Consider the following 23,598-nt stretch of genomic DNA (forward strand, 5'->3'; position numbering starts at 1 on the left):
ATTCCGTGGCAAGATACGTCGCTGACATTTCACTACCCGATTCGCCCGATGTCCGAAACCACCGTCATCGTCGGGGCGGGGCATGCCGCCGGCATGCTCACCACGACCCTGATCCAGAAGAAGTATGACGGGAAGATCGTCATCGTTGGGGAGGAGGCGCATCTGCCATACCAGCGCCCGCCGCTTTCCAAGGCCTACCTGTCGGGCGAAGTGGAACTGTCGTCGCTTTACCTGAAGCCGCAGGAGACCTATGACAAGGCCGGCGTTACGCTGTCACTGGATACCCGCGTCGAGGCAATCGACCGCGACAGCCGCGAACTGACGCTGGCCGATGGGTCCGGCCTGACATACGACAACCTGGTGCTGGCCACCGGCTCGCAGGTGCGCCGGATTCCGGTGCCCGGGGCCGATCTGGACGGCATCCACTACCTGCGCACGATTGCGGATGTGGACGCCCTTCGCCCCGCGCTGACCGCCGGGCAGCGGCTGGTGATCGTGGGCGGCGGCTACATCGGGCTGGAAGTGGCGGCGGTCGCCGCGAAACTGGGCGTGTCGGTCACCGTGCTGGAGACCGAGGGGCGCGTGATGGCCCGGGTCACGGGCGAAACCATTTCCCGCTATTTCGAGCGCAAGCACCGCGAGGCCGGGGTGGATCTGCGCACCGGCACCCGCGTGGTCGCGTTTGAAGCCGGCGATGACGGGCAGGTGAGCGGCGTGACCTGCGACGACGGCAGCACCGTGCCCGCCGATCTGGTGCTGGTCTCCATCGGCATCCAGCCGGAAACGACGCTGGCCGAAGCCGCGGGACTGCCCTGTGACGACGGGATTCTGGTGGACGAGTACACGCGAACCGACGACCCGCATATTCTGGCCATCGGCGACTGCACCCGGCATCGCAACCTGTACTTCGATCAGCCGGTACGCCTGGAATCCGTCGCCAACGCGGTGGATCAGGCACGCACGGCCGCAGCCACGCTGACCGGCGGCGACCAGCCCTACAACGCCGCGCCCTGGTTCTGGTCCAACCAGTACGATCTGCGCCTGCAGATGGTGGGCCTGTCAGAAGGGCATGATGCGACCGCCATCCGCGGCAACCCCGATGACGACGCCTTCGCCGTGTTCTACCTCAAGCAAGGCAAGCTCGTCGCCGTTGACGCCGTGAACATGCCGCCCGCCTTCATGGCCGGCAAGAAACTGGTGGGGGCACGGGCCGCCGTCGAACCGGCGACACTGATCGATCTGGATGTCGACCTGAAATCGATCATGTAACATAGTGCATATTCGTCACTATAATGCCGACAATGCCCAGGATTACTTTCATTGACTTCAGCGGCGCCTCACACGACGTGGAGGCAAAGACCGGCGGCACCCTCATGGAAGCGGCCATCGAGGCCATGGTGCCCGGTATCGAGGGGGATTGCGGCGGTAATTGCATCTGCGCCACTTGCCACGTCTACGTGGATCCGGCGTGGCTGGCGCGTCTGCCGGCCCCCGAGGGCGACGAAGAGGCCATGATCGAGTACACCTCCGAACCGGAGGACAACAGCCGTCTGACCTGTCAGCTGACGGTCACCGACGAGCTGGACGGCATGGTCGTCCGGATTCCGGAAACCCAGTACTAACCCGACGGCTGGCCCGCTTCGCCTGCCGACGGCTCGCTACCCGGCAGATTGGCCGGCCCGATGATATGGATATCGCGCTGCGGGAAGGGGATGACGATGCCCCGCTCGGCCAGGGCGGCGGCGATTGACGCCCGCATTTCGTGACCCAGCAGCATGATGTCGAGAATGCTGGTCACGAAGGCGCGGATCTCGAAATCCACGCTGCTGTCGCCGAAATTCACGCAGAAGACCGCCGGCGGTGGATCTGCCACCACCCGCTCATTGGCATTCGCCAGCTCCTGAAGCAGTCCCTGGACCAGATTGATGTCGGAGCCGTAGGCAACGCCCACGCGGATGATCACGCGCGTCACCGAATCCGACAGCGTCCAGTTGGTGACCTCCTGGGTGACGAAGGTCTTGTTGGGGATGATCTGTTCCTTGCGGTCCCAGTCGGTCAGCGTCGTGGCCCGGATACGGATGCGCGAGACGGTACCGGTGTGTTCGCCCACCGTGACCGTATCGCCAACCCGTACCGGCCGCTCGAACAGAAGGATCAGGCCGGAAACGAAGTTCGCCACGATCTCCTGGAGCCCGAAGCCCAGCCCCACGCCCAGCGCGGCGACCAGCCATTGCAGCTTGGACCACTGCGCGCCGATCGCGCCTAGCGACATCACGATGCCGATGATCACGATGCAGTAGGTTGAAATCGTGGTCACCGCGTAACTGGAGCCCGGGGCCAGATTCAGCCGGCTGAGGACTGCCACTTCCAGCATGCCGGGCAGATTGCGGGCCGCAAAGAAGGTGAGGGTGCCGAGCAATAGCGCCAGCAACAGATCCTGCAGGGTGATGGGGGTGGCGCTGCCGCCCTCGGTTACAGCCGGTACCGTCCACAGCGTCAGTTCGTCGAACACCGCAAGCGCCGGGATGAAGTTCGACCACAGCATCCAGAAACCCACCAGTGCCATGCCGGCCACGATCATGCGCAGCAGGGCGTGTGTCTGGTGATTGATCAGGTCCAGATCAAGATCGGGGGTATCCAGATTTTCCGGCATGCCCTCGCCGGAATTGTCCGCGGCCTCGCGCGCTTCGCTCAGGGACCGGTCCAGCTCCCGCTGGGCCAGCAGCCGTTCCAGCGCCAGCCGACGCTCGCGGATACCCAGGGCGCGGACCGCCAGGTAATAAAGCAGGTTCACCCCCACGATCCAGCAGACGGTAATGAACAGCGTCGACTGCAGCGCGACCGCCGTATGCTGATAGCCGATTAGGGCCAGCCCCATGTGCGCGATTGGCGCGGCCACTGTGGCCGCGTAGAAAAGATACAGCCAGCGCCGGGGATTCTCGTCCGTGGTGCCCTCGATGATGGTGCTGACGATGCGGTGGGCGAACCAGGCCAGGGCGATGCTGGCGATAGCGAACAACAGCCGGCCGAGGCTGGGTTGAAACAACTCGCCGATGTCGGCATGCGACATTCGCCCGAATGCCACCACTGGCAGGAGTACCAGCAGCAGCCACACCACGCTCTTGCGCAGCGCCAGCAGCACGTTCTCGCTCCAGCGGAAGTGGTGATGGCCGAGCCCGCCTTCGGTTGCGATGTGCCGCAGGAACCAGAACAGGAAGAACACCAGCGCGGCATCGAAGAGGCCCTGGGCCAGGGCGCGACCGAATGCGCTGCTGTCCCGGACCAGCACACCGGCGAGCAGGAGCGCCAGGGAGCCGGGCAGGGCGCGCAGAACCGTGTAGAGCAGGGCGGCCAGGGTCAGTCCGAAGTGGTCATGACGGACATGCCCGACGTTGTTCGCGGTGGCGAGCAGTCGCCTGCGCAGGACGTCACGGGCCGCCAGCAGGCCGGCAAGCGCCACCGTCAGCAGCCAGGCCAGCGGCTGTCCCGCCATGGACGGGCCGATATTCAGCATCAGGGTCTGCCAGTGCTGCCGTTGCGCCAGCCACTGAAAACCGGCCGCGGTGTCGCGCACCGTCTGCAGGCTCATCGGGTCGGTACTGGGCAGCCAGAACAGGCGTTCCGACAGCAGGTTGCTGTAGTTCCGGATCAATGCCTGCAGCTCGCGGACCTGCTCGAACAGCGCATTGAGTGCGTCGATATGTTCGGCCGTTGCGTCCCGCAACGCCTTGATCAGTACGCGGCGGTCCGCGGCAAGTGCTTCCGCCGACGCCGATGAGGGGGCATCGGTCGTCGCGGCATCAAGCTCTTCCACGGCAAACAATGCGATGCGCGCGTCTTCCAGCGAGTTCTTGATCCCGGCGATCACCTTGCCGTCCAGATGCTGGGCCTCCATCCGGTTCAGCCGCGTGCGCAGCAGCGCGGCATATTCGCCCGACACATCCAGGCCCGCCGTCTGCAGGCGGGTCTGCAGTTCCTCGAATTCCTGCTGGAGGTCGGTAACCCGAGTCTCAACCAGGTCGACCCGTTCCTCAGTGCTGGCAAGCGCGGCCTGGCGCTCGTCCAGCGATGTCCGGAGCGCGGACAATTCCTCACGCAGCCCCGGTTCGCCCTGGGAGGGAGACGAGATGTCGATCTGTTCCAGCAGACTCGACGGCTCATCACCGGCCGGAGCCTCGAGAACCTCGGAAGCCGACTGCGCCAACGCGCCACCGCTGGAAACCACACCCAGCGCCAGCAGCGCCGTCCTCAGATGGCGAGAGAGAAAACGAGTTTTATTATTTGAATCAGGGTGATCGAGCACGAATCTTAGGCGCCGGGTTAGCGTGGAATGGACGTCGATTCCGGATAATCGCACGCCACTGCCTTGGACGCGATATTGATTGCGTCATTCGCTGGGAAGACTCAACGAAGAGGGCAAGGGCCGAGCCCAAAGGCGGGCAAGACAATCGGTTTATCTATCATTTAACATAATATACATTATGCGTATTATAGGGTGGGTATGGGTCAGCATAGCGTCAGGCCTGCTGGACGAACAACTTAATCGTTTTAGGCGCAGTTCAAAGTCGCCCATCCGTCCGTTGGCGAGCTCGCTGACCCGCGGGCCCATCAGGTACAGCATCTAAGTGTCTTTAGATCAGCGTCTCGTCTAGCGCGTACACGTTATGCTCGAACCACCACCGTGGCTCGCCAACTATCTTCAAGAACAAGTATCGGCCGGCCGTGCTCGGCACGCAGGTTCATTATCGTCTCAATCGTACGACCAAAGCTTTGTGGTCACCCGGTGCGTGCTACCAACGGCGCCAAGCACTAGGTAATCCACCCTGCTACACACACTTTTGGCGATACTCGCGCCGCAGGCTGCGCTAGCGTCGCTGCATTTGCGCCGCCTGCCGTAGAAAAATTGGCCGGCTAGCTCGTGGATCTCGTGGGCGAGGTGTTCGACCATTTCGACGGGTAGATGCAGCGACGAAACGCCAGTCTCGAAAAATTACCACCGACCAGTTTGCTCAGCGCGTGCTGAAGTGTTACGCGCTCATCCTCGGCGATGCGGCCGTCCGCGAAGATGCTATCGAGGCGGTACTCGATGGGCTGATCAGAGAAAAAACACGCTGAGGCGCGGCGCAATCCACTATCAAATGAGGGAGCGAAGGCCGGTGACAGGGCCGCGCCGGTCGCCGTTGTCCTCAGCCACGGCGCGAGCGAACCCGGCCTGGGTCGGCCGAGATGCAACATGGCTCTGGCCATCGGTGGTCAGTTCCGCAATTTGAGAATACGCCGGGCGCCGTCGAGCACCACGAAGCCGATGATAGTGCCGATAATCAGGTCCGGATAACGCGAGCCGGTCCAGGCCACCAGGACCGCGGCCAGGATCAGACCGACATTAGCGATCACGTCGTTGGCGGAAAATATCCAGCTCGCCTTCATGTGGGAGCCGCCGTGACGGTGGCGGTAAATGAGAAACAGGCAGGTGACGTTTGCGGCCAGTGCGACCGAACCCACGGTAATCATCAACATGGAAACAGGATCACTGCCGAATATGAAGCGCCGGGCGACCTCGAAAAGCACGCCCAGTGCCATCAGCAATTGCAGCCAGCCGGCCAGTTGCGCGGCGCGGGTTTTCAGTTGCAGGCTGCGGCCCACCGCATACAGGGCCACACCGTAGACGGCCGCGTCGGCGAACATGTCCAGCGAATCGGCCAGCAGGCCGGTGGATTGCGCCAGCCAGCCGAGCGTGAATTCGGCGAAGAACATGAAGCCGTTGATGGCCAGCAGTATTTTCAGCGTGCCGGACTCTTGCGCATCCGCCTCGTCGCTTTGTTGCAGCGCTTGCAGATCATCGTCGTCCGCACCTCGAGTGCGCAGCAAGCATGCCCCCAGACCCAAGGATTCGAGCTTGGGCGTGATTTCGTCCACGTCCCGATCGTGTAACACCTGGACCTGACGCTCGCCCAGATCGAATACCAGGCCATGCACGCCGGTCACACCCTCCAGGATCATGCGGATCACGCCCTCTTCCGAGGGGCAATCCATCTTGGGTACGGAAAATTCGCTGATCCGAGCTTTAGGATTCGTCTTGCTCATGGGCGTTCGTCTGTGTTGTTCGTGCCGCAATCCGGGTGGGCGTCGCAGGCCCTCCGAATCGCGGCGTCCTCGGGCTGCAAGGTGCTGTGCGCGATGCCGAAACGTTCGCGCAGGATGGCCTGCAATCGCGGCAGCGTTTGTTCCCAGCGGCCCATGCGGTCCAGGTCCACGTGCGCGGCCAGGGCATAGTTATTTGAGGACAGGCTCCAGATATGCATGTCGTGCACGGCGCGAACCCCCTCGACTTCGGCGAGGGCGCCGCCGACCTCGCGCGCATCTACGTCCCTCGGCACACCCTCCATTAGCACCCGTGTGACTTCGCGCAGCAGCCGCCCGGCGGAGACCAGAATCAGCAGGCTGACGAACAGCGACAGCAGCGGGTCGGCGATCAGCGGGCCGCCCAGATAGATGATGGTGCCCGCGGCCAAGGCGGCCACCGAGCCGAGCAGATCGCCCATCACATGCAGCAGCGCGCCGCGCACGTTCATGGTCTGCTCGCCACGCATCAGCACCCAGGCCACGGTGATGTTCACCAGCAGACCAAGGCCGCCGATCAGCAATACCGCGCCGCCGATGACTTCGGGCGGATCGGCCATGCGGCGAATGGCCTCGTAGACGATGTAGGCGATGACCGCGAACATGAAGATGACGTTGAACAAGGCGCCGAGCACCTCGGCCCGCTGCAAGCCGAAGGAGTGCTTGCGCGAGGCCGGCTTGGCCGCCAGCCAAGCGGCGAAGGCGCCCACGCCCAGCGACAGCGAATCGGTGAGCATATGGCCGGCGTCGGACAGCAGCGCCAGGGAGCCGGACCACAGGCCGCCCACCACTTCGACAAGGGCGAAGCCGGTGGTGAATACCAATGCGAACAAGAGCGTCTTGCCGCTGCCGTGGCTATGATCGTGATCGGACATGATTAACTCCCAGGCACTGTGCCCGAACAAATGATCCCGGCGCCGAAATAGACCTCGCGGGCCTCGACCTCCACGAAGTACCGCGCGACGGCGTCGGCGGGCCGGCGATGCACGATATCCGGCGTTACTCCGGCCGGCCGGTTAAGCCAGGCGGCGAATCGCGCCAGCCACGTCGGCCAGCGTTCGGGCCATTGCAGCTCGAAATCGGCGATGCGCGCGCCGGCGGGCAGCTCCGATGCCGCCCGGGCCAGGATGTCGTCGTAGTCCGGCACGGTCGCCAGCGCGAGGGTGGCCAGCAGACCGTCCGTATCGGCCGGAAACCGGTACCCGGACATATCCGCTTCCACCAGCTCCACGTTTGCCCAGCCGGCCTTGCGTGCGCGGCGCTCGGCCTGTTCCAGCATCGCGGGTGTGAGATCGACGCCGATGATGCGACCGGATTCGCGCGCTGCCGCATGCAGATACGGAAAATTCAGGCCGGTCCCGCAGCCCAGATCGACCACGGTATCGCCCGGCCTAAGCAGCAGGACATCGACGGCCGCTTGCCGGTAGGCTTCGATATCCATGCCGATGGCCCGGTACAGCCACATCCCGGGGTCGTAAATGTTAGCCAGCTTGCTGTATTGCTCGCGGAATTCGGCATTGCTCCATGCCATGTCAGCCCTCCTCGGGTTCCTCGATATGCTCGGTCATATCCCGCAGAACGCAGCGCACGTGCTCGTCAGCGGCCTGGTAGAACACTTGGCGGCCGCGTTTTTCCTTGCGTACGAGCCGGGCGGCGCGCAACAGCCGCAAATGATGGCTGACCAGCGAGGACGAAACGCCTAGCTGCTGCGCCAGGTCATGCACGCTTACCGGCTTGTCCAGACAGGCGTAGACGAGGCGCAGCCGGTTGGCGTCGCCGAGCAAGTGAAATGTTTCCGCCAGTTGCGTGGCTTGGTCTGCGTCAAGCATTTTATTAAGCCTTTGAATATATGTTCATATATTAGTTAATTAACTCAATCCGCTTGTCAACCGGACGATGTATTCACGCCCATGCCTATCGAACGTATTTCTCCCGCCGAGTTGGCTGGCCGTCTGGCCGATGATGTGCCGCCGCTGATTCTGGATGTGCGCCGCCGGACGGCATTTGCAGAGACGCCGAACAACAACGCCGGTAGCGACTACCGGCCAGCGACGCCGATCATCGCCGCACCGCCACGTCGCCGCGCGTGCCGTCGGCAATGCGCACAGCCTCGCGCAGCTCGGAGACGAATACCTTGCCGTCGCCGGGGTGGCCCTCGCCGGTACGGGCGTGCTCGATGATGGTGTCGACTACTTGTTCGACCAGCTCATCGGGCACGTCGATTTCCAGCTTAGCCATCTCGGTCTTGATCAGGCGGCCGTTCTGGACCGCATGACCGAATTCCCGAACCTGCACGATGGCGATGCCGGGCAACTCCGGCACCGCCGCCAGCGCATCGATCACGTGGTCGAGCATGTGTTCGCGTACGTAAGCCTTGATTTCTCTCATGGTGTCCTCCTAGATTTCGAATTCGCGCCGTGGCTCGGCGAACCACTTATAAACCGCCGGCAATACCAGCAACGTGAGGAATGTCGAAGTAATCAGCCCGCCGACCACGACGGCGGCCAAGGGTCGCTGCACGTTGGCGCCGATACCGTTTGCAAGCAGCAGAGGAATGAGGCCCAGAATGGCCACCGAGGCGGTCATCAGTACCGGGCGCAGACGATGCTCGGCGCCGGTTGCCACGGCTTCGTCCATGTCCATGCCCTGTTCGCGGAGCTGGTTGATGTAGGACACCAGCACCACGCCGTTGAGCACGGCCACGCCGAACACGGCGATGAAGCCCACCGCGGCGGGTACGGACACGTACAGCCCGGTGATCCACAACGTGAAAATGCCGCCGGTGATGGCGAAGGGCACGTTGAGGAAGATCAGCGCCGCGTAGCGCAGACTGTTGAACGCCGTGAACAGCAGCAAGAAGATCAGCGCCAGGGTGACCGGCACCACCAGATACAGCCGGGCCATGGCCCGCTGCTGGTTCTCGAACTGGCCGCCGAACTCGACGAAATAGCCCGGCGGCATGTCGATTTCCTCTTTGATGCGCTGGCGCAGGTCGTTGACCACGCCGCCCATGTCCCGCCCGCGCACGTTCATCTGCACATAGATGCGGCGGCTGGCATTGGAGCGGGAGATTTTCTTGGGGCCGGTGTAGATCGACACGTCGGCCACCCTGGATAAGGGAATCGTGGCGCCCTGGGTGGTCTGTAACGGCAGTTGCCGGATCACGTCCAGGCGTTCGCGCTGGTCTTCCTGCAAGCGCAGGAAAATATCGAAGCGGCGGATGCCGTCGAATACCAGGCCGACGCTGTCGCCGCCGACACCAACCGCCAAGGTGTCCAGCACCTTGTCCACGGAAATGCCGTAGCGCGACAGGGCGTCGCGGTCCGGCTTGACCACGATCTGGCGCTTGCCGCCCTGCTGCTGTTTGCGCACGTCGGTGGCGCCGGGCACGTTCTTGGCCAGGGCTTCGACCTGGTCACCCACCTCGGAGAGCTTGTCCAGATCGTCGCCGAAGATGGACGCCACGAGCTGGGCCTGCACGCCGGACAGCAGCTCGTCGGTACGCAACTGGATGGGCTGGGAGAAGTTGCTGGCCAGGCCCGGAATCTGGTCGGAGACCCGTTTGGCCATGGCCGATTGCAGTTCCTCGTAATCGCGGCCGGATTGCCATTTGCCCAGCGGTTTCAGGGTGATGACCGTGGCGACCACGTTGACCGGTTCGGGGTCGCCGCCGACCTCGGCGCGGCCAACGCGCGAATAGGTACCGACCACCTCCGGGAATTCGTTGAATACCGACTGGACGCGCTTGCCGTATTGAATGGCCGATTCCAGGCTGGCGCCGGCCGGCAGTGTGGAGCGGACCATGATGGTGCCCTCGCGCAGGGTCGGCACGAATTCCGTACCCAGGCTGGGGAAGGTCAGCAGGCTGGCGCCGAACAGCACGACGGCGATACCGAGCACCAGGGCCGGGGCCTTCAGGGCGGCATCCCGGATCGGCCGGTAACCGGCCTTGATCCAGCCGATCAGGCGCGGCTCGCCGTGCACGCTGTCCTTCTTGAACACCAGCGACACCATTACCGGCACCAGGGTCAGCGCCAGGATCAGCGCGCCCAGCAGGGCGAAGCTGATGGTGTAAGCCATGGGCGAGAACAGCTTGCCTTCGACGCCTTGCAGCGTGAACAGCGGCAGGAACACGATAATGATGATGCCGATGGCGAACACGATCGGCTGCGCCACCTCGCGCGCGGCCTCACTGACAATGCGCAGCAGGGAGACATCCTCCTCCGCGCCGCGCTCCTCCATGTGTCGGAAGATGTTCTCGATCATCACCACCGAGCCGTCCACCATCATGCCGATGCCGATGGCCAGGCCACCCAGGCTCATCAGGTTGGCGGACAGGCCGACGTAGTTCATGGCGATGAAGGCCACCAGCACGGACAGCGGCAGGCTGGCGACCACGATCAGGGTCGAGCGCAAGTTACCCAGGAACAGGTACAGCAGAATCAGCACCAGCACCGAGCCTTCCAGCAAGGCCTTCTCGACCGTGCCGATGGCCTCTTCGACCAGACCGCCCTGGGAATAGAATGGTGAGACTTTCAAGCCGTCCGGCAGCGACTCGTTGATTTCGGCGATCTTGGCCTCGGTATCTTCCAACACCTTCTGGGTGTTGGTGTCGATCAGCTTGAACACATAGCCGCCGGCGGATTCTTCGCCGTTGGCTACCTGGGCCCCGCGGCGGATGGCCGCGCCTAAGCCGACCTCGGCGATGTCGCCGATATAGACCGGATTGCCGTTACGCTCGGCCACGATGATGTCGCGCAGGTCGTCCAGCCCCGCCTCGCCGGAATCGACCCAGCCATAGCCGCGGATGATGTACTCCTCGCCGCCGCGGTTGATGAACGACGCGCCCACGTTGCGATTGTTGGCAGCCAGCGCTGCACGCACGTCGGCCACGGTCAGGTCGCGCGCCAGCAGCGCGTTCTGGTCCAGCTTGACCTGGTATTGCTTCTCGTAGCCGCCGATGGACAGCACGCCGGTGACGCCCGGCACCGTGCGCAGCTGCGGTTTGACGATCCAGTCCTGGAAGGTGCGCTTTTCCATCAGCGAGTAGTCGTCGCCTTCCATCGTGTAGAACAGGATGCGTCCCAGGCCGGTGGTAATCGGCCCGAGCTGGGGTTCGCCCAGCCCCGGCGGGATGCCGCGCCGCGCCTGGGCCAGGCGTTCGTTGACCAGCCGCCTGGCGAAGTAGATATCGGTGCCGTCCTCGAAGTAGACGTCCACCCGGGACAGCCCGAAGATGGAAGTGGACTGCACCTTTTCCAGTTGCGGCAGGCCGTACATGCTGATCTCGATGGGATAGGAGATCAGCGTCTCCACATCCACCGGGGACAGGCCCTCGCTGGCGGTATAGACCTGTACCAGCGTGGGAGTGGCATCGGGGAAGGCATCCACCGGCAGTTGCTTGAGCGATAAATAGCCGCCCAGCGCGAGGCCGGTGACGGCTACCAGTACCAGCAGGCGGTTGTTGAGGGCGTAGCGGACGAGTGCGTCGATCATGGGCTTATCCGAGTGTTTTCAAGAAGAAAAATTAACCACAGAGGACACAGAGACACGCAGAGGAAGAAAAATCGGATTAGAAAAGCTTTGTGTCCTTTACGTAAGCTTGTCTTGCTCTTCTTGCCTCTGTGTTCTCTGTGCTCTCTGTGGTTAAACATTTTTAGTGGCTGTGCGCCGCGCTGCGACCCGACGCCGTAAGCGCGGACTTGAGGTCGAAGGCGCCGACGGTGACCACCTTGTTGCCGGGCGCCAGGCCGCTGCGGATCTCGACTTGGCCGCCGCCCTCGTCGCCGGTGGTCACCGTGACGGCCCGGAAGGCGCCGTCCTCGTCACCCGGCACGAACACTACCTCGTCGTCCTCGACGGTCTGGACCGCATCCACGGGTACCAACGCGAAGCGCTGCTCGGCGTCGGTTTGGACGCGGGCGGTGCCGAACATGCCGGCGCGCAGGGCGCCGTCGGCGTTGGGGAATACGGCCCGCACCCGCACCGTGCGCGACTGCTCGTCCAGCTCGCGCGAGACCCAGTCGGTTTTGCCGGTGAAGGTCTGATCCGGCAAGGCACGAACCTGGAGCTGCACCTGTTGGTCCACGCTCAAGCGCGGCAGGTCTCTCTCGAAGGCCTCGATCATCACCCACATCCGCTCGTTGTTGACGATGTGGATGGGTGTCTGCTGTGCGGACACGGTTTGTCCCGGCACCAGATCGCGGCGCTGGATGGTGCCCGCAACCGGAGCGGTGAGTTGATAACGCGACAGCGGCTGTTCGCCGCCCACGGCGACCGATTCAATGTCGTCGTCGTCCAGACCGTACAGCCGCAGCTCAGCGCGCGTGGCGTCGCGTTCGGCCTTGGCCTGCAGATAGGCCGCCCGCGATTCCAGCAGCTCGGCCTCGCTGGTGATTTCCTGCCTGGCCAGCTTCTGGTCGCGCTGGTATTCGGCCAACGCCGCGCTAAAGCGGGCCTGGGTGGTCAGGTAGCGTGCCTTGGCCCGGCCCAGCTCGACACTGTCCAGTACCGCCACGGTTTCGCCGGCCTCGACTGTCTCGCCCAAATCCCTGGTGACCTCGACCACCTTGGCCTCCAATCTTGGGCCGACCTTGGCCACCCGGTCGCCATCGAAACGCACCGTGGCCGGGGCCTGCACCACGGCTGTGGCGGAGCCGGCTTCGGCCGTGCCGATTTTCAAACTCAACTGCTTGCGCTGGGCTTCGGTAAGGTGGATTCGGCGCTTGTCGGCGGCGTGCTCGTCGTGTTCGCCGCCTTCTTCGTCATGCGAATCACCGGATGATTGTCCGGCGTGTTCGCCTTCATGCTCGCCCTTGTGCTTAAAGCCGCTGTGGTCCTCGCCTTCATCCTGGTGACCGGATGTCGACTGCTTGCCGGTTTCGGCGGCACTCGCCGAGTCACCACCGGATAGTTGATTACAGGCCGCAAGCGGTGCCAGCACCGCGAGCAGACAGAAAACCTTTAATCCATCAATATTAAGCATCTAAATCTCCGTAAGCTGTCTATTGGCTCGGGGCGGGACTGGCCGCGCTCGCGTTGCCCATCACCACCAGCCCGCCGGTGGCGCGCTCCAGATCGGTGCCGGCGGCGACCAGCGCGTCCAGTGCGTCGAGATAGTCGCGGCGGGTGTTGATCAGGGTGTCTTGGGCGGCGGTCAGCGCCGGGGCGCCGAGTTCACCGGCCTCGAAGGCACGCTGGGTCAGCTCGAAGTTCTGGCGGGCGGCGTCGACCACCTCGTCGGACAGGGCGGCCACCCGCTGGCGCGCGGCCTCGTAATCGGCCAGGGCGGAAAGCACCTGGCTGCGTACCGTCAATTGCAGGACATCGCGCTCCAGCAGCGCCGCATCCAATTCGGCTTGCGCCTGCTTGCGCTCGCCGCCGAAGCGGTGCAGCAGCGGCAGCTCGAAGGCCACACCGCCGCCGGTAATCTCGTTGCCTCCCTCTTCGCCATAGCGGCCGAATACCTTGAGGTTGGGCACGATCTGGCGGCGCGCGAGCTTGAGATCTTCCCGCGAGGCGCTGACCTCTTTGGCCGCGGCGGCCAGATCGCCCCGCCGCGCAATGGAGCGCCGCAGCAATTGCGCCTGACCAGGCAGCTTCAGCGCCGCCGGGTCGAGCCGGCCTTGCAAGGGAATAGCCGTGGCGGGATCGACGGCTAACAGTTCTGCCAGCCGGAGACGGGCCTGGTCGCGCCGCTTCTCGGCTTGCGCCAGCAGCGCCTGGGCGCGGCCCAGGCCGATGCGCGCGGTATTGGCCTCCAGGCGGTTGGCCTTGCCGGCCTCCAGCCGGCGTTTGGCATAGTCCTCCAGATCACGGTTGACCTGGAGCACGTCCTTGGCGGTGGCCACGGCCCGCTCGGCGACCAGGGCCTGCAGGAAGGTGGCGCGCACCCGGGCGCGGATGGCGCTGCCCAGGAAATCCAGTTGCGAGCGCGCCCCGGACAGACGGGATTGTGCCGCGTTCTCGCGCAGACCACTTTGGCCTGCGATCCAGAATTCCTGGGACAGGCGGACATCGATATCGGTGGTGGTCGAACCGTCCGGCGCCTCGCGCTCGGCGGTGCCCAGCTCCAGCTCGGGGTTGGACGGCACCGCCACGTCGGCGTGTTCGAGCACGCCTTCGCTGCGGCGCAGCTCGATGCGCGCGCCGCGCAGGGTGGGGTTGTACTGTTCGGCCCAGGACAGGGCCTGGTCTAAGGTCAAAGGCTGCGGCAGTTGCGCTCGTTCAGCCGCATGGCCCACGGCGGCCAGACAGAGTCCGGCTACGCCGATCAATAGGGAAAATCGCATTGCGAGTCCTCATCGCTTGGAAAGGCGCGCAGGCATCAGCCCGCGCGGGTAACGCGAAGGGACTCAGGCTATAGGCGGTATGAAGGGCGGGGAGGTTTGGGGCGGCGTCAGCGCTGGGGCCGTTGCCAGCGTATAAGTCGAGGTCGACTCAAAGGCCGCGGTAATGTGGGACGGCGTCAGCGCCACCAGATGTGCACCGGCGTGGCAGCAGTGATCACAGCGATCCACTAGATCGCCGCTGTCGCTATGCGCATGACTGTCGGCTACCTGCACGGTTTCATCGGCCGGAACCGGCATATCCACATGCCAGGCCCAGGCGAGGGCGCTCACGCCCAGCATGATTGCCACCAGCCAGTGGACGGCGTTCGCCTGTCGCGGGAATTGGCGTATGAACTGACGCATTGCGCGAATAGACTACGTAGATACCTTTGAATTCACAAATGATCCGATACCGCTTGACTCCGTACCCAGGTAAAGGCTTTAGGCTTGCCGCAATCGATTTGCCGTGGGTCAGGTCTGAATTCATCACAACCCTCACAAATGCTAGCTGGCAACTCCATCGGGATTTAACCTAAACTAAGCTTGTTAATGACACTGCTACGCGCCATTCTGATCGCCTTCCTGGCGATTTCCATACCGCTGCCGGCCACGGCGGCGGCTTTTGGCGCGCCCCCCTGCCTGGAAATGTCTGCCGATGAAATGGCCGAGGCGGAAGCGGCTACTAGCCACGAGCAGGTAAGCGACGCCGGACAGCAGAACGACTGCGGTTGCGAACAATGCGACGACTGCCACGCGCCCTGCGCCACGGGTGGCACGGCGACGTTTAACAATACACCCATGGCTTTTGCCTTACCGCCGCTGCAGGGTCCACGCGCAACCACGTTGACAACCAGAGCCCTGCCCGCGCACCCCGAAGACCTCATCCGACCCCCCTCCCCGATCCAAAGCTAGACGTTCGTTCGTCGGCGCGCCCGCGCGTCGATCTGTTCAACTGCTTTGGAGATGGGGCATGTCCCATTCGTATTTCGCGCAGCGTAATACTGCGAAACTAAAACGCCACCGCAATTTTTGCTCGGCCGCGGGCAAGCGCTTCGCGCTGCCAGCACTGCTGCTGTTGCTCGGTGCCACCGCAAACGGCGCTGCAGCCGCCACCAGTCTGAATGACGAGCGCCTGGACGCCGATCAGCTGGTCGACCGGGTGCTGTCCGCAAACGCCGGCCTGGCGGCCATGCGTTCGGCCGTGGACGCCGCCGAGGCGCGCATCGAACCGGCCGGGGCGCTGCCTGATCCGCGGCTGCGGGTAACCACCGCACCCCGCACGTTTGACGGCTTTACCACGCCGGCCGGCCGCGAACGCGGCATCAGCGGCATTGTCGAGCTGAGCCAGGAAGTGCCGTGGCCCGGCACTCTCGGCCTGCGCGCGGATGCGGCGCAGCGCGAAGCCGCTGCCGCCGACGACAGCGTCGAGGTTATGCGCCTGCGCCTGGAAGCCAGAACGCTGGAGCATTACGCCCAGTGGGCCTACGTGCACCGGGCACTGGAGATCAATGCCGCCAACCAGGACCTGGTGGACGAGCTGCGGCGTATCGCCGAGAACCGCTACGCCGCCGGCCTGGCCAGCCAGCAGGACGTGCTCCAGGCCGAGGTCGAACTGCAGCGCCTGAAAAAACAGGCCCTGGCATTCGCGCGGCTGCAGGACGCCGTATGCGCGCGCCTCAATGCGCTGCTGAATCGAGACGCCGACCGGCGCCTGCCGCCGCCCGCGGGTCTGCCGCGGCCGCGCGCCTTGCCCGCCTATGCCGCGCTGCGGGATGCAGCCCTGCGCCGCCACCCGGAACTGGCGCGCATGGACGAGTTGCTGGCTGCGAACCGGGCACGCGAAGGCCTGGCGGAAAAAGCCTTCTACCCGGATCTGAACCTGATCGTGCGCAACAACGATTATCGCCCCGCCAGCGAGACGCGCTCCGAATTCGGCCTGAGCATCAACCTGCCGCTGGATCGCAGCAAACGCCGCGCGGCCCTGGATGCCGCCAAGGCGGATTCGATGCGCCTGCATTACCAGCGGGAGGATACCCGCGCCCGCCTGCTGGCGGATTTGAGACAGGCCAGCACCAACGCCCGCAAGGCGGCCGAGACCATTGCCCTCTACGAGACCGAACTGATCCCGCGAACGCTGGAAAACCTGAGCGCCGCCCGCTCGGAATACGGCGCCGGCGGCGGCGCCTTCCTGGACGTGATCACCGCCGAACAACTCAAGCTCGAAGCCGAACTGGAACTGGAAAGCGCCCGCGCGGACCACTTCGCCGCGCTGGCCGAGTTGCAACGCTGGACCGGCGGCGAACTGCCGCAACCCGGCGCCGCCCCGGCGAGCGCGGACCCCATACAGGTGCACCATGAAAAACCTTAAATTCACGCTGCTGATCGCGCTGCCGGTGGTTTTGATCGCCGGCGCCGTTGGCTTTTTCGGCTTCCGTTATGTTGCCGGCGCCGGCATGGCGCCGATGAACATGGCTGACGCCACCACTTATGAGTCCGGTCCGTTCCGAGTCACAGTGGACATCAATCCGGAGGCGCCCCAAGTCGGGGATAACCAATTCATGGTGAAGGTCGCGGATGCCCAGGGTAATCCGATAACCGGGGCCTCCATCAAGGCCTACGGCGAGATGCCGGCCATGGGCGCGATGGCCTCCATGCGCGCGCCGGCCGACCTGGACGAGGTGGAACCGGGGCTGTACGCCGGACCGCTGAACCTGGAAATGCGCGGCGAATGGCCGTTGTCTCTTTACATCCAGAAGGACGGCGTCGGCGAGACCCGCCTGGGCTTCGACATGGCCACCGGTCGCCAGGGACTGTCCATTACCTCCGGCGGTACGCCGGTGGCCGGCTCCATGAGCCAAAAAGACGGCATGGGCGGCGATCAGATGGCCGCCAGCCAATCTCCGGAGAAAAACGACCGCGGCTTTTACACCGTGGGCCAATACCAGGTGAAGGTCGAGGTGCTGGGCAGCGGCGGAATGGTGCCTGGCGACGCCATGTCGGGCGACAAGATGGAGCCCGGCGCCAGGTCCAAGGACGGCGCCATCATGCGAGACGACGGCATGCGCGGCGAGGACACCATGATGGCCGACTCGGGTATGTCCGGCGACGATCGCATGATGCGGGACGACGCCATGTCCGGTGAAAAAAGCATGCGGCAACGCGAGTCCATGTCGCCGACTATGTCGGACCGCGATGACCAGATAGAAAAAGACCGCATGGCCATGGATGGCGACGATGGCATGTCGGGCGACACGCCCGAGGCCATGGAGGCCATGAAAAAGGGCACCGCCATGATGGCCGGGCGAAACCTGCTGCAGGTCACCGTGCTGGATGAAAACGACCGCCCCGTAAACGGTGCCACCGTGCGCGTCGCCGCCCAGCTTGAGAAGGGCGCGGGCATGCAGGATCAGGGCGCCATGATGGGTAACGAAGCCTCCTCCGGCGACCGCATGATGCAGGACGACGCCATGTCGTCGAATGTGCCGGACCGCGGCGACAAGATGGAAAAAGACCGCATGGCCATGGACGGCGGCGACCGCATGCGCGGCGATGACGCCATGATGGCTAACCAGGGCATGTCCGGTAGCGATTCGATGATGCGCGACGATGCGATGTCCAAAGGCATGTCCGGAAAGGGCATGCAAGGCCAACGCAACTCCGAGGTCGTGCAACTGGAAGCCGGCGGCGACGGCGTCTACCGCGGGGTGCTCGAACTCCCCACGGAGGGTGACTACGTCCTGGCGGTGGACGTGACCACCGAGGAACAAGGCCACGGCGACCTGGTGCTGGCCTTCACCACTGGCGAATACGGCCTGCGCGCGGCCACCGCCACGCCCGAGGGCATCGCCTATTACACCTGCTCCATGCATACCTCGGTGCGCAAGTCCGAGCCGGGCCAGTGCCCGATTTGCAGCATGGACCTGGTGCCAGTGACCAACGAACAGGTCCAGTCCGGCGTGGTCACGGTCGATGCCCGGCGTCGGCAGTTGATTGGCGTGCGAACCGGAAAGGCGCAGATGCGCGAGGTGAGCAAGACCATCCGTGCGGTCGGGCAAGTCGACTACGACGAGCGCCGCATAAGCAATATCAGCCTCAAGTTCGACGCTTGGATCGGCGAGCTCAAGGCCGACTACGTGGGCACCCGGGTGGAAAAAGGCCAGGTGCTGTTCACGGTTTACAGCCCGGAATTGTTGTCCGCGCAGCAGGAGTATCTGGAAGCCCGCCAGCGTCTGGCCAGCCGCGGGCCGGACGACAGCCTGGTACGTGCGGCCCGCAAGCGCCTGATGCTGTGGGACATATCCCCGGCCCAGGTGCGCGCCATCGAGCGCCGTGGCGAGGCCTACGAATACCTGCCCATCCACGCGCCCAAGAGCGGCACCGTGGTCGAGAAGATGATCAACGAGGGCAGTCACATGAAAACCGGCGACATGCTGCTGCGCATCGCCGACCTGTCCACCGTGTGGATCGATGCGGAAGTCTACGAGGCCGACCTGCCGCTGATCGACAAGGGCATGACCGCCGAGGTCAACCTGCCCTACGGCCCGGACAAGCAATACCGGGCGAAAGTGGATTACATCTACCCCTATCTGGAAGGCAAGACCCGCACTGCCCGCATCCGCCTGGTGCTGGACAACCCTAACGGCGCACTCAAGCCGGATATGTATGCGGAGGTGAAGTTACAGGCCGACCTGGGCCGCCGCCTGATGGTGCCGGAAGGCGCGGTGCTGGTGGCGGGCGAGTCGCGGGTGGTGTTCAAGGACCTGGGCGAAGACGGCAAGCTCAAACCCGTGCGCGTAAAGACCGGCCAGCGCGTGGACGGCTGGGTCGAAATCCGTCAGGGCCTTGACCCCGGCGACGACGTTATCACCTCCGGCAACTTCCTGATTGCCGCCGAGGCCAAGCTCAAGACGGGGATTGAACAATGGTAGATCACACGCATAACCATGCTTCAGAGACAAGCACCCCCGATGCCGGCGGGCATGGCCACGGCGACTACCGTCGCGGTCCGCTCGCCGGCCTGATCGCTTTTTCCGCCCGCAACTGGCTGCTGACCCTCATGGTGGTGGCGGCGGCCACCTTCTGGGGTTATCGCTCCCTGGTGGGCGCGCCGCTGGACGCGATTCCCGATCTGTCCGACGTGCAGGTGATCGTGTTCACCGACTGGCCCGGGCGCAGCCCGGACCTGGTCGAGGACCAGATCACCTATCCGCTGACCACCACCTTGCTGGCCGCACCCGGGGTGGAATTCGTGCGCGGCCAGTCCTTCATGGGCCTGTCCTTCGTCTACGTGATCTTCGAGGAAGGCACGGATATCTACTGGGCCCGTTCGCGGGTGCTGGAGTATCTGAACTCGGCCACCGCCGACTTGCCCGACGGGGTGAACCCTACCCTGGGTCCGGACGCCACCGGCGTGGGCTGGGTGTATCAGTACGCGCTGGTGGACAAGTCCGGCCAGCACAGCCTGGCCGACCTGCGCAGCATTCAGGATTTCAACCTGAAATACGCGCTGGAATCGGTGGACGGCGTGGCCGAGGTGGCCTCGGTGGGCGGCTACGAGAAGGAATACCAGATCAATATCGACCCCAACCGGCTGGCCTCCTACGACATCCCGCTGCAAAAGGTGATCGAGTCGGTACGCCGTTCCAACAACGACGTGGGCGGCCGGGTGCTGGAGGTCTCCGGCCACGAGCAGTTCATCCGCGGCCGCGGCTACGTGAAGTCCACCGCCGACCTGGAAAAAGTGGTATTGGGCACCAACGACAACGGCGTGCCCATCCGCGTCTCGGACGTGGCCAACGTCAGCCTGGGCCCGGCCCTGCAACGCGGCAGTTCCGAACTCAACGGCGAGGGCCTGACCGTGGGCGGCATCGTGGTCATGCGCTACGGCGAGAACGCGCTGAACGTGATCGAGCGCGTCAAGCAGCGCCTGGATGAGGCCAAGAAGAGCCTGCCGGACGGCGTGGAGGTAACCCCGGTTTACGACCGCTCGTCGCTGATCGAGCGCGCCATCGAGACGCTGCAGCACACGTTGGCCGAGGAAATGATTATCGTCTCGGTGGTCATCATCGTGTTCCTGCTGCACCTGCGCTCGGCGCTGGTGGCCATCGTGACGCTGCCCATCGCTATTCTGTTGGCCTTCATTCCCATGTACTACCAGGGGCTGACCGCCAATATCATGTCGCTGGGCGGCATCGCGGTGGCCATCGGCGCGATGGTGGACGCGGCGATCGTGATTATCGACAACATCCACAAGCGGCTGGCGGGCTGGCAAGACGCCGGTGACGACGGTCCGGATGCGCAGAAATCCCGAAGCGCAATCATCATCGAGGCCATGCAGGAAGTCGGCCCCTCGATCTTCTTCTCGCTGCTGATCATCGCGGTGTCCTTCCTGCCGGTGTTCGCGCTCACCGGCACCGAGGGCCGGCTGTTCAAGCCGTTGGCCTGGACCAAGACCTACTCCATGTTCTTTGCCGCCCTGCTGTCGGTGACGCTGATTCCGGCGCTGGCGGTTTTGGTCATCCGCGGCAAGATTCACGGCGAAAAAAGCTGGCTTAACCGCAAGCTGGCCACCGGCTACGCGCCGGTGGCGCGTTGGGCTGTACGGCTGCGCTGGCCGGTAATCGGCGGCGCGGCGCTGATGCTGATCAGTACCGTGCCGGTGTATCAGCAACTCGGCAGCGAGTTCATGCCACCGCTTAACGAGGGCAGTATTTTGTACATGCCCACCGCGCTGCCCGGCATGTCCATCGCCGAGGCCCAGCAGACGCTGCAGACCATGGACAAGCAGCTCATGCAGTTCCCGGAGGTCAAGCGGGTGTTCGGCAAGGCCGGACGCTCGACCAGTGCCACCGACCCCGCGCCGCTGTCGATGATGGAAATCAACGTCATGCTCGAACCCAAGAGCGAATGGCGCGAGGGCATGACCTGGGACAAGCTGATCGAGGAAATGGACCAGAAGATGCGCTTCCCCGGCATGCCCAACATCTGGTGGATGCCGATCCAGACGCGCACGCAAATGCTGGCCACCGGCATCCGCTCCTCATTAGGCATCAAGGTGTTCGGCCCGGATCTGGGCAAGATCGAATCCACCGCTACCGCTATCGAAGAGGCGCTGCTGGCCGACGAGCGTACCGCGCCGTTTACCCGCAGCGCCTTCGCCGAGCGCACCACCGGCGGCTATTTCCTGGACTTCGATATCGACCGCGAGGCCGCCGCCCGGCATGGCCTGAACGTGGGCGACGTGCAGGATGTCATCGTTGCCGCCATGGGCGGAAAAGTGGTCTCGGAGACGGTCGAGGGCCGCGAGCGCTACAACATCCTGGTGCGTTACAACCGCGATTATCGCAGCGACCTGGATGCGCTGGAGCGCACCTACGTCACCACCCAAACCGGAGCAGAGATCCCCATCAGCCAGGTGGCCGACGCGCAGTTCCGCACCGGCCCGCCCATGATCCGCAACGAGGACGGCCAGCTCGTCGGCTTCGTATTCGTGGACGTGGGCGACGGGCTCGGCATACCCGACTACGTGGAACGCGCCAAGCAGGTGGTGGCCGACAGTGTGGATGTGCCCGATGGCTACCGCATCGCCTGGGCCGGCCAGTTCAAGAGCTTCGAGCGGGCCAAGGCGCGGCTGCAGATTCTGGTACCGCTGACCCTCGGCCTGATCTTTTTCATGCTGTTCATGCACCGGGCTTCGTTCACGGAAACCCTGATCGTGATGCTGACCATCCCGTTCTCGCTGGTGGGCAGCATCTGGCTGCTGTGGTTTCTGGGCTACAAGCTGTCGGTGGCGGTGGCCGTGGGCATGATCGCGGTCGCCGGGCTGGCGGTGGAACTGGGCCTGTTGATGATGCTGTATCTCGACCTGGCCTGGCGCCAGCGCATGGCAGAAGGTCAACTCAACAGCCACGCCGACCTGCGCGAAGCCATCGCCGCTGGCGCCGGCCAGCGCATCCGCCCCATGCTGATGACCGGCCTGGCCCTGTTCATGGGCCTGATCCCGCTCATGCTCACCTCCGGCACCGGCGCCGACGTGATGAAGCGCGTCGCCGCGCCCATGCTCGGCGGCGTGGGCACGGCCCTGCTCATGGTGTTGATCGTGTTTCCGGCGATCTTTGCGTTTTGGCGGGGTCGTAGATTGCCTGCCAATACAATCAAGTGAACTCGACCCACGCAAACCCTAAAAGGTCATGGCTGGCGCTTGCATCCGTACCAGGGTTCGGACTTATACTCAAAAAATGCTAATGATAGACTGCCCATACTCACGCGCATGACCCGCCTGCTGCTGATCGCACTCTGCGTTCAACTGGCCGCGGCTAATACCGTGACCGCGGCACCGTTTTGCGTGCATGCTCAAAGCGCATCGGAGACCATGCAGTCGAACACGGCAGATGGCCCCCACCACCATCTCCAAGCGCAGGCAGGCCCAATGGAAGCAGACGACGATTGCCCCTGTCATTGCGACGTGGCCGGTCACTGCGCGGCCAGTGCCGCCGGCGTCCTGAATTCAACTGGTCCTTCGCCCGCTGATTACGAGCGTGAACACAGCGTTCCGCCCCAATCGCGCGCCGATCTATTGCACGCCCACAAAAACCCCCTATTCCGGCCGCCCTCTATCACCTGAAGTAACGCCCTGCGGAGCGGGGCACGGTCAGCCGTGCCCAGTCCTGTTCTCTTACTTCGGAGTGATACATGTCTACCCAAAAGACTCGCCCATCGGGCGGTGCGTATTCGTCGAATAGGCGGGTATTCCAGGCACTAATCCTACTGACCTTCGGCCTGTTCGCTCAGGCTTCTGGGGCACATGCCCCCAGCCATGCCGACAAGCCTCGCTATGGTGGTGAAGTGCGCCGTGCAGGCGATCTGTTCCTGGAATTGGTTGCTCAGCCAGACAGACTCTCGGTTTATGCCCGTGACCAACGGGGCCGCCCAGTTTTGCTGGCGGATATGCGGGCCGAGGCCCTTCTCTGGACGGACCAGGGCTCACGCGCTTTGACCTTGCGTCGCGCGAGCGAGCAACAACTGGTGGCGCCGGCGCAATTGCCGGATGCGGGCGATTTCCGCGTGATCATTTCCCTGACCCCGCCCGCGAGCGAGCGGCGACAAGTGTTGTTCGGACCATTCTCCCTGGCTGCCTCGAAATGAGTCC

General features: G+C 64.1%; 17 protein-coding genes. 7 read left to right on the forward strand and 10 right to left on the reverse strand.

Annotation, left to right across the window (positions count from 1 at the left end):
- Nucleotides 1-48: 48 nt before the first annotated feature.
- Nucleotides 49-1,269, forward strand: coding sequence for an NAD(P)/FAD-dependent oxidoreductase (locus RM531_RS03090; RefSeq protein WP_311657221.1), 1,221 nt, complete (start codon nt 49-51; stop codon nt 1,267-1,269).
- A gap of 32 nt (nt 1,270-1,301) precedes the next feature.
- On the forward strand, nt 1,302-1,622 hold the full coding sequence (locus RM531_RS03095; protein ID WP_311657223.1) for a 2Fe-2S iron-sulfur cluster-binding protein: 321 nt from the start codon (nt 1,302-1,304) through the stop codon (nt 1,620-1,622).
- Here RM531_RS03095 and RM531_RS03100 read toward each other — a convergent pair.
- The 10 genes from RM531_RS03100 to RM531_RS03145 all read right to left on the reverse strand — a co-directional run bounded on the left by RM531_RS03100 (nt 1,619) and on the right by RM531_RS03145 (nt 14,813).
- A complete protein-coding gene (locus tag RM531_RS03100) occupies nt 1,619-4,204 on the reverse strand; it encodes a mechanosensitive ion channel domain-containing protein (RefSeq protein ID WP_311657225.1) in 2,586 nt (861 codons plus the stop codon). The genes RM531_RS03095 and RM531_RS03100 overlap by 4 nt on opposite strands.
- Nucleotides 4,205-5,253: 1,049 nt before the next feature.
- Nucleotides 5,254-6,084, reverse strand: coding sequence for a cation efflux transmembrane domain-containing protein (locus RM531_RS03105; protein WP_311657226.1), 831 nt, complete (start codon nt 6,082-6,084; stop codon nt 5,254-5,256).
- Nucleotides 6,081-6,995: a cation diffusion facilitator family transporter gene (locus tag RM531_RS03110; RefSeq protein ID WP_311657228.1), complete on the reverse strand. Its 915-nt coding sequence runs from the start codon at nt 6,993-6,995 to the stop codon at nt 6,081-6,083. The genes RM531_RS03105 and RM531_RS03110 overlap by 4 nt, the downstream gene beginning before the upstream one ends.
- Before the next feature lie 2 nt (nt 6,996-6,997).
- Nucleotides 6,998-7,651: a class I SAM-dependent methyltransferase gene (locus tag RM531_RS03115; protein WP_311657229.1), complete on the reverse strand. Its 654-nt coding sequence runs from the start codon at nt 7,649-7,651 to the stop codon at nt 6,998-7,000.
- Between the two features lies 1 nt (nt 7,652).
- Nucleotides 7,653-7,949 (reverse strand): ArsR/SmtB family transcription factor, encoded by a 297-nt coding sequence (locus RM531_RS03120; protein WP_311657230.1) that lies wholly within the window; start codon nt 7,947-7,949, stop codon nt 7,653-7,655.
- A gap of 229 nt (nt 7,950-8,178) precedes the next feature.
- On the reverse strand, nt 8,179-8,508 hold the full coding sequence (locus tag RM531_RS03125; RefSeq protein WP_311657231.1) for a P-II family nitrogen regulator: 330 nt from the start codon (nt 8,506-8,508) through the stop codon (nt 8,179-8,181).
- A 9-nt stretch (nt 8,509-8,517) separates the two neighbouring features.
- The gene (locus RM531_RS03130) at nt 8,518-11,616 is read right to left on the reverse strand and encodes an efflux RND transporter permease subunit (RefSeq protein ID WP_311657233.1); all 3,099 of its coding nucleotides are present in this window, start codon (nt 11,614-11,616) and stop codon (nt 8,518-8,520) included.
- A gap of 160 nt (nt 11,617-11,776) precedes the next feature.
- A complete protein-coding gene (locus RM531_RS03135; protein WP_311657234.1) occupies nt 11,777-13,105 on the reverse strand; it encodes an efflux RND transporter periplasmic adaptor subunit in 1,329 nt (442 codons plus the stop codon).
- A 19-nt stretch (nt 13,106-13,124) separates the two neighbouring features.
- Nucleotides 13,125-14,411: a TolC family protein gene (locus tag RM531_RS03140; RefSeq protein WP_311657235.1), complete on the reverse strand. Its 1,287-nt coding sequence runs from the start codon at nt 14,409-14,411 to the stop codon at nt 13,125-13,127.
- A 63-nt stretch (nt 14,412-14,474) separates the two neighbouring features.
- Nucleotides 14,475-14,813, reverse strand: a complete 339-nt coding sequence (locus tag RM531_RS03145) for a hypothetical protein (RefSeq protein WP_311657237.1) — start codon at nt 14,811-14,813, stop codon at nt 14,475-14,477.
- A gap of 607 nt (nt 14,814-15,420) precedes the next feature.
- Between RM531_RS03145 and RM531_RS03150 the strand changes: the two genes are divergently transcribed.
- From RM531_RS03150 to RM531_RS03170, 5 genes are all read left to right on the forward strand, one after another.
- On the forward strand, nt 15,421-16,818 hold the full coding sequence (locus RM531_RS03150; RefSeq protein ID WP_311657239.1) for a TolC family protein: 1,398 nt from the start codon (nt 15,421-15,423) through the stop codon (nt 16,816-16,818).
- The gene (locus RM531_RS03155) at nt 16,805-19,378 is read left to right on the forward strand and encodes an efflux RND transporter periplasmic adaptor subunit (RefSeq protein WP_311657240.1); all 2,574 of its coding nucleotides are present in this window, start codon (nt 16,805-16,807) and stop codon (nt 19,376-19,378) included. The genes RM531_RS03150 and RM531_RS03155 overlap by 14 nt, the downstream gene beginning before the upstream one ends.
- On the forward strand, nt 19,372-22,611 hold the full coding sequence (locus tag RM531_RS03160; protein WP_311657241.1) for an efflux RND transporter permease subunit: 3,240 nt from the start codon (nt 19,372-19,374) through the stop codon (nt 22,609-22,611). Before RM531_RS03155 ends, RM531_RS03160 begins: the two co-directional genes overlap by 7 nt.
- 108 nt (nt 22,612-22,719) lie before the next feature.
- The gene (locus tag RM531_RS03165; protein ID WP_311657242.1) at nt 22,720-23,073 is read left to right on the forward strand and encodes a hypothetical protein; all 354 of its coding nucleotides are present in this window, start codon (nt 22,720-22,722) and stop codon (nt 23,071-23,073) included.
- A gap of 68 nt (nt 23,074-23,141) precedes the next feature.
- Nucleotides 23,142-23,594 (forward strand): hypothetical protein, encoded by a 453-nt coding sequence (locus RM531_RS03170; protein ID WP_311657244.1) that lies wholly within the window; start codon nt 23,142-23,144, stop codon nt 23,592-23,594.
- Nucleotides 23,595-23,598: the final 4 nt, after the last annotated feature.

The sequence above is a fragment of the Spectribacter acetivorans genome (assembly GCF_031846305.1).
GTDB lineage: Bacteria > Pseudomonadota > Gammaproteobacteria > Nevskiales > Salinisphaeraceae > Spectribacter > Spectribacter acetivorans.